At 73.1% G+C, this 6,880-nt stretch carries 7 protein-coding genes; 4 read left to right on the top strand and 3 right to left on the bottom strand.

Annotation, left to right across the window (positions count from 1 at the left end):
- Together ACI8AA_RS22735 and ACI8AA_RS22730 are read right to left on the bottom strand one after the other, a co-directional pair.
- Positions 1-1,222: LGFP repeat-containing protein (locus tag ACI8AA_RS22735; RefSeq protein WP_457046641.1), on the bottom strand; the 1,222-nt coding region annotated here is incomplete at its 3' end.
- Positions 1,219-1,713 (bottom strand): hypothetical protein, encoded by a 495-nt coding sequence (locus ACI8AA_RS22730; protein WP_457046640.1) that lies wholly within the window; start codon positions 1,711-1,713, stop codon positions 1,219-1,221. The genes ACI8AA_RS22735 and ACI8AA_RS22730, both read right to left, overlap by 4 nt.
- Positions 1,714-1,976: 263 nt before the next feature.
- Here ACI8AA_RS22730 and ACI8AA_RS22725 point away from each other — a divergent pair, with 263 nt between their 5' ends.
- The 4 genes from ACI8AA_RS22725 (at position 1,977) to ACI8AA_RS22710 (ending at position 6,155) form a co-directional block, all read left to right on the top strand.
- Positions 1,977-3,146 carry a 5-(carboxyamino)imidazole ribonucleotide synthase gene (locus ACI8AA_RS22725; RefSeq protein ID WP_457046639.1) on the top strand — a complete coding sequence of 390 codons (1,170 nt, stop codon included), beginning with the start codon at positions 1,977-1,979 and terminating at the stop codon, positions 3,144-3,146.
- Positions 3,147-3,683 carry a 5-(carboxyamino)imidazole ribonucleotide mutase gene (gene purE, locus ACI8AA_RS22720; RefSeq protein ID WP_457046638.1) on the top strand — a complete coding sequence of 179 codons (537 nt, stop codon included), beginning with the start codon at positions 3,147-3,149 and terminating at the stop codon, positions 3,681-3,683.
- Between the two features lie 105 nt (positions 3,684-3,788).
- Positions 3,789-4,976 (top strand): polysaccharide pyruvyl transferase family protein, encoded by a 1,188-nt coding sequence (locus tag ACI8AA_RS22715; RefSeq protein ID WP_457046637.1) that lies wholly within the window; start codon positions 3,789-3,791, stop codon positions 4,974-4,976.
- Positions 4,977-4,985: 9 nt separating this feature from the next.
- Entirely contained in the window at positions 4,986-6,155 is a 1,170-nt protein-coding gene (locus ACI8AA_RS22710; protein WP_457046636.1) for an acyl-CoA dehydrogenase family protein, read from the top strand.
- Here the strand turns inward: ACI8AA_RS22710 and ACI8AA_RS22705 are convergent.
- The gene (locus tag ACI8AA_RS22705) at positions 6,098-6,814 is read right to left on the bottom strand and encodes a class I SAM-dependent methyltransferase (RefSeq protein ID WP_457046635.1); all 717 of its coding nucleotides are present in this window, start codon (positions 6,812-6,814) and stop codon (positions 6,098-6,100) included. The two genes, ACI8AA_RS22710 and ACI8AA_RS22705, sit on opposite strands and share 58 nt — an antisense overlap.
- Positions 6,815-6,880 lie beyond the last annotated feature (66 nt).

The raw sequence follows: 6,880 nt of genomic DNA, 5'->3' as shown, positions 1-6,880 counted from the left end.
ACCCGCCGGCGGGGCAGGACATCTCCTCGACGGGATAGCCGAGGGGGCCGCTCTCCCGGCCGGTCCAGCCCCAGCCCTGCGCGATCGCGCCGGACACTGCCCTAGCGCCGGTGGCCGGCGACCAGGCCACCGCACCACCCTCGAAGTCCTGGAGGCAGCCGCCGGCGGCCAGCCCACAGTGCTCGTCGCCGCGGGGGTAGCCGAGGGCGCCGCGTTCCCAGTCCAGGGCCGCCCACGTGTCACGCATCGCGTTCTTGACCACGGCGGCGCCGGTAGCAGGCGACCAGAAGATGGAACCACCGGTGTAGTGCTGGTAGCAGCCGGACCGGACGAGGCCGCAGACCACGGTGGATGTCGGAGACCCGAGCGGACCGGTGGCCCCGCCGCGTGCTTCATAGGCCGCGGAGACGTTGCTGGCCCCGGGGTACTGGGTGGAGCCGAACCAGTCCGTGAAGTAGAGCCAGAAGTTGCGGTTGCCGTAACTCGAGCACCCGTCACCGGTCCCGTACTGGGCGTTGAGTGCGGATTGGTTCGGCCGATAGGGGGTGTAGTTGTATAACCCCGCCGTCGCCTGGTTGGCGATGAAGACGTCCGACCGCCCACACGACGTGTTGGGGTGCCACAGGATCGAGTTCACCCGTCCGGCTTTGTAGCCGTAGCGGGAGGCCTCGACGCGGTATCGCTCGAACTGCCGTGCGGCGAAGTAGACCTGACTGACGAAGCCCGAGAAGGCCGGGTCGCACGGAGCAGTGTCGGGACACGCGAATCCCGTCGCGTGTGTGTAGGCGTACGTCGTCGGCTTCGTCCGGGTGACCAGGCTCTGCTCCTTCTGCAGGAGCACCAGGAGTACGCGTGGGTTGATGCCGCAGGACGCCCCGACCTTCGCGATGATCGTGGCTGCGCTCTCCTGGCGCACGCCCTGGTAGCCGTTGCAGAGGGCGTCCGCGGCCTGGGTCGCCGTGTCCTGACGGAAGTTCCTGAGGCAGGGCATCTCGCCGGCCACACAAGTGGCGCCCTTGCTGTCGAGGAAGCGTTGCACGCTGGACGCGTCCATCGCCCAGCCGTCGAAGAAGATCGCGTCAGAGATGATGTTGCCCGCATCGAACTGTCGCGCATCGGCCGCCTGTGCCACGCCCGAGGGGACTTGGGCAACCGTCGGCACGACGAGGAGCGCGGCGACGACCACGAGCAGCGTCCCGATGCGGGTGAGGTGCCTCGTCACGGCACCACGACCTCGATCGGATCCGAACTCCCTGCCGACTGCGCGGACTGGTACGACAGCACGGCCGTCCACGTGCCAGGTGTCAAGTCAGAGGCGGGGACGGAGGCGCCGCCACAGGCGGTCGAGGTCACGTCCGCGGTCGCCGCTACCTGGACACTGACGACTCGGCCGCCGTTCGTCAGGGTGACGGTGCAGACGCCGTCGGGCTCGACCACGGCGGGGACGAAGCCGTCGACCTCTACTGCGGCACTGGCCGTGTTCCATCCGGCGAACGTGACGACGACCGTCGCGTCCTCATCGGGTCCCGTCTCGACAGGTGCGTCCGTGGCCACGTCGGTCGCCTCGGCCGTGGTCGGAGAGGTGGTCGCGGAGGACGTCGGCGTGGAACCCGGCGTGTCGGTCGACGGAGCGGGGACGCTGCTGCCGTCGGCCGACGGGGTGTCAACGTCGTCGCTGCTGCCGCAGGCCGCCAGCGTCAGGGCGGCCGCCACCGCCGTCGTCAGGCCACGGACGGCCCCTCGTCTCCCACGCATGCACGCTCCCCGTTCGGTCGGTCTTGGCCGGAGGCGGAGCCGCGCACCGGCCGAAAAGGCCGCGCCAGCGGCCACGGTCAATGTCGCATGGTGACCATCCGGTCACGTTGGGTCGACGCGCCGTCGGGGGGCGGTGGGACATCTGTGACGGAGGAGTCGCCTCCGCTCACTAGGCTTCAGCGACCGTGGATGCTTCGTGGTCAGGTCGGGACCGGTTGCCGGTGGTCGCGATGGTCGGTGGTGGGCAGCTGGCCCGGATGACGCACCAGGCCGCGATCGCGCTCGGCCAGTCGCTGCGCGTGCTGTCCACCGGCCCCGACGAGTCCGCGGCGCTGGTCGCCGCCGACGTCCGGATCGGTGACCACCGCGACCTCGGCGCGCTCCGCGCGGTGGCCGACGGCGCCACCGTGCTCACCTTCGACCACGAGCACGTGCCCACCGAGCACCTGCGGACGCTGGCCGCGGAGGGCGTGCGCGTCGCCCCCGGCCCCGACGCGCTCGTGCACGCCCAGGACAAGCTCGTCCTGCGCCGCGCCCTGGCCGCCGCCGGGGAGCCCCAGCCGGCCTGGGCCGAGGTGCAGACCCTGCAGGGCATCACCGACCTCGCGGAGTCGGTGGGCTGGCCGGTGGTCGTGAAGACCCCGCGCGGCGGGTACGACGGCCGGGGCGTGTTCGTCGTCGGGGCGGCCGAGGAGGCCGCGGACCTGCTCGAGGCGCACGGCACCCTGCTGGTCGAGGAGCGGGTCCCGCTGGTCCGCGAGCTCGCGGTGCTGGTGGCCCGCTCGCCGTTCGGGCAGGTCGCCGTCTGGCCGGTCGTGGAGACCGTGCAGCGCGACGGCATCAACACCGAGGTCCTCGCGCCGGCCCCGGACCTCGACGAGGACACCGCGCTGGCCGCGCAGGAGCTCGCCGTCCGGGTCGCCGACCGGGTCGGCGTCGTCGGCGTCATGGCCGTCGAGCTGTTCCAGACGCTTGACGGCGTCCTGGTCAACGAGCTGGCGATGCGCCCGCACAACTCCGGGCACTGGACGATCGAGGGCGCGCGCACCAGCCAGTTCGAGCAGCACCTGCGCGCCGTCCTCGACTACCCGCTCGGGTCGACGGCGATGGCCGCGCCCGCCGTCGTCATGGCCAACGTGCTCGGCGGCCGGGCGTCGGAGCCGGGCTGGGACGGGCCGGGCCTCGACGAGCGCGTCCACCACCTCATGGCGCACTGGCCCGACGTCAAGCTGCACTGGTACGGCAAGGGCCAGCGCCCCGGCCGCAAGCTCGGCCACGTGACGGCGCTGGGGGAGGACCTCGCGGAGGTGCGCGCCCGCGCCGTCGCCGCGGCCCGCTACCTCGCCGACGGCGTGGTCGACCCCGCGTTCGCCTTCCCCGAGGAGCACTGAGTGAGCGAGCCCCTGGTCGACAGCCCTCTCGTCGGCATCGTCATGGGCAGCGACTCCGACTGGGCCACGATGGAGCCGGCCGCGGAGGCGCTCGCCGAGTTCGGCGTCCCCTACGAGGTGCACGTCCTGTCCGCGCACCGCACGCCGCAGCGGATGCTCGACTACGCCGCCTCGGCGGCCGGGCGCGGGCTGCGGGTGCTGGTCGCCGGCGCCGGGGGCGCGGCGCACCTGCCGGGCATGCTCGCCGCGGCCACCCCGCTGCCGGTGGTCGGCGTGCCGCGGCCGCTGGACCGCCTCGACGGCCTGGACAGCCTGCTGTCGATCGTGCAGATGCCCGCGGGTGTCCCGGTCGCCACGGTGTCGATCGGCGGCGGCCGCAACGCGGGGCTGCTCGCGGTGCGCATCCTCGCCGCGGGCGACCCGGGACTGCAGGCCGCCGTCGAGCGGTTCCAGGCCGACCTGGCCGACTCCGTCGTCGCCAGGGACGAGGCCCTGCGGGCACGACTGTCCGAGGGGACACAGCAGTCCCACCCGTGACGGACTCGCTCGTCTCCTCCCTCACAGACCGTCAGTGCCGTCTTACGTTCGGGTCAACAGCTCGTCGTCGGAGAAGGCCCGGCGTGAGCTCGATCCGGAGGCGACGTGTACTACCTGATCTCCACGGCCGGTCACCCCAACCTCGGTGACGAGCTGATCACCCGCACCTGGCTGCGGCTGCTCGCCGAGCGCGCACCGGACGTGGACGTCTGGCTCGACTGCCCCAACCCCGCGGGGGCGCAGGCACTTCTGGCCGAGGCCCACCCCCGGTTGAGGTGCGTCGACACGCTGTTCCGCCTGTGTTGGGAGGCCCCGTCCGAGGACGCCTGGGAGGTCGCCTCGTTCGTCGGCCGGGCCCTGGACGACCACGGCCAGGCGCCGCGATGGGTGCCGGGGCTGCGTCGCTTCGGACAGGCCACCGTCGTCCACCTGATCGGGGGCGGTTACGTCAATGGCGTGTGGCCACGGCATCTCGGCCTGCTTGCCGCCCTCGACTGGGCCGCGAAGCGCGGTGCGCGCACGGCTGTGACCGGCCAGGGGCTGGCCCCGCTCGGCGATCACACGGTCGCGCTGGTGCGACGGCTCCTCCAGCGCGTGGACACCGTCGACGTGCGGGACTGCACGAGTGCCGACCTGCTCGGCCGCCCGGACACCCTGTCCGGTGACGACCTGTGGCTGGCCGAGATCCCGACGCTGGTGGACGCCGAGCGGGCGAGCGGCCTGGATGCCGTGGTGTGCGTGCAGGGCGACCTGCTCGACGGCCCCGGCTGCGAGCGGCTCACCGAGCAGTGCCTTGCCCACCTCGACCGCTGGGGCGTCGACCCGGCCCGCACGGCCGTACTCGAGTGCATCCCGCGCGTCGACCGCGGCATCTTCGACCGGCTCGCCGGGCTGCTGCCAGGTCTGCACTTCGTGCCGTGGTTCGAGCTGCTCGAGCGCGGCGTGCCTGCGGCCGCCCATCAGCGGTGGTTCAGCACGCGGTTCCACCCCCACCTGATCGCCTCTGCGGTCGGTGCCCGGGGCGTGGCTGTCCCGGTCCGTCCTGGCTACTACGACGTCAAGCACGGTTCCCTAGTCGACTCCGGCTCGGCGTGGCACCTGCTAGCGCCAGGGAATGTCGGCGTCGCGGAACTCGAGACCGACGCACCGGGCACACTGGCCGTCACCGGCGAGCACGTCCGAGCCCGCAAGCTCGACATCGCGACCGGGTTGTACGGGCCCGCGGCTCAGGTGCCGGCCGTCCCGGTGCCGCGACCCGACCGGCGCCTGCTGCTGACCGGTCGGACGTCCTAACATCTACCCGTGAGTAACAGCGGGCTGTACCAGCTGACCGAGGAGCACGACGCGATCCGGGCCGCGGTCCGCGACATCGCCGAGCGCGAGATCGCCCCGCACGCCGCGGACGTCGACGCGAACTCCCGCTTCCCGATCGAGGCGCAGAAGGCGCTGACGGCGGCCGGCTTCCACGCCACGCACATCCCCGAGCAGTACGGCGGCGAGGGCGCGGACGCGATCGCCACCTGCATCGTCATCGAGGAGGTCGCCCGGGTCGACGTCTCGGCGTCGCTCATCCCGGCGGTCAACAAGCTCGGCTCGATGCCGGTGATCCTCTCGGCGTCCGAACGCCTCAAGCAGGAGGTGCTCCCGTCGATCGCCGACGGCCGGGCGATGATCAGCTACGGCCTGTCCGAGCGGGAGGCCGGCTCCGACGCCGCCTCGATGAAGACCCGCGCCCGGCTCGAGGGCGACACCTGGGTGCTCAACGGCACCAAGGCCTGGATCACCAACTCCGGCGTCTCCGAGTGGTACACGGTCATGGCCGTCACCGACCCGGAGAAGCGGGCCAACGGCATCTCCGCCTTCGTCGTCCACCGCGACGACCCGGGCTTCGCGGTGGGCCCCAAGGAGCGGAAGATGGGCATCAAGGGCTCGCCGACCTGCGAGCTCTACTTCACCGACTGCGCCATCCCGGCCGACCGCATCATCGGCGAGCCCGGCACCGGCTTCAAGACCGCGCTGCGGACGCTGGACTTCACCCGCCCGACCATCGGCGCGCAGGCCGTGGGCGTCGCGCAGGGCGCGCTCGACGCCGCCGTGGAGTACACCCGCGAGCGGAAGCAGTTCGGCAAGGCGGTCAGCGACTTCCAGGGCGTGCAGTTCATGCTCGCCGACATGGCCATGCAGATCGAGGCCGCCCGGCACCTGGTCTACGTCGCCGCCGCCCGCGGCGAGGCGGGCCACTCCGGCGGCAAGGTGGACCCCGACCTCGGCCGGCTGTGCGCCGCGGCCAAGGCGTTCGCCTCCGACGTCGCCATGAAGGTCACCACCGACGCCGTCCAGCTGTTCGGCGGCGCCGGCTACACGCAGGACTTCCCGGTCGAGCGCATGATGCGCGACGCCAAGATCACCCAGATCTACGAGGGCACCAACCAGGTCCAGCGCATGGTGATCGCCCGCAGCCTGCTGCGGTAGGCCACCCCCGGTCCGTGCTCACCGGGTCGCGTGCCCGACGCGCCACACCGGTCCGCGGTGCACGACGGCGGGGCGCAGGCCGTGCCGGGCGAGGACGGCCGGCACTGCCGCCGGCGGGTGCGCGAACGTCCGGAAGCGGCGCCCGCGCAGGCGGAAGGACGCGTTCTCGGTGAGCAGGAGCGCCCGGGTGACCGGGTTGCGCGGGGGGAGCTGAAGACCAGGTCGCGGCGGGCGTGGTCGGCCGCGGCGCCCAGCAGCCGCCGGTGGTCGGGGTAGCAGCAGACCACCCGGTGCAGGACCACGACGTCGGCCGGCTCGACCCCGGCCGGGTCGGCGGCGACGTCGGCCAGGCGGCGGTGCACCCGGCCGGTCAGGCCGGCCTCCCCGACCAGCGCCGCGGCCTGGTCCTCGTAGGCGGGGGAGAGCTCGAGGGCGGTCACCGACGCGGCGCCGCGCCGCAGCAGCTCGAGGCCGATCTCGCCGACCCCGCCGCCGGTCTCCAGCAGCGTCGCGCCGTGCACACCGCGCCCGGTGAGCACCTCCACCATCCGGCGGGCGGTCCGGTCCAGGCCCTTCTCCCGGTAGCGGGTGGACATCCGCCGGGCGAACCGGTCGTCGAACACCCGCTCGCACCCGCGGGGGTCGCAGCAGCCGCCCATGCGGGCACCCTGCCACCGGCTCCGGGCCGACCGGGACCGTCCGCGCGGGGGGAGCGGGGCGGGCGC

It is taken from the genome of Geodermatophilus sp. SYSU D01180, assembly GCF_054050415.1.
Note: the sequence above shows the minus strand (reverse complement) of the source record. Positions and strands in the feature narration are given on the sequence as shown.

Bases quoted from the DNA above. Each gene is read 5' to 3' on its own strand.
- ACI8AA_RS22705 (WP_457046635.1), bottom strand. From the start codon at position 6,814: ATGGGCGGCTGCTGCGACCCCCGCGGGTGCGAGCGGGTGTTCGACGAC.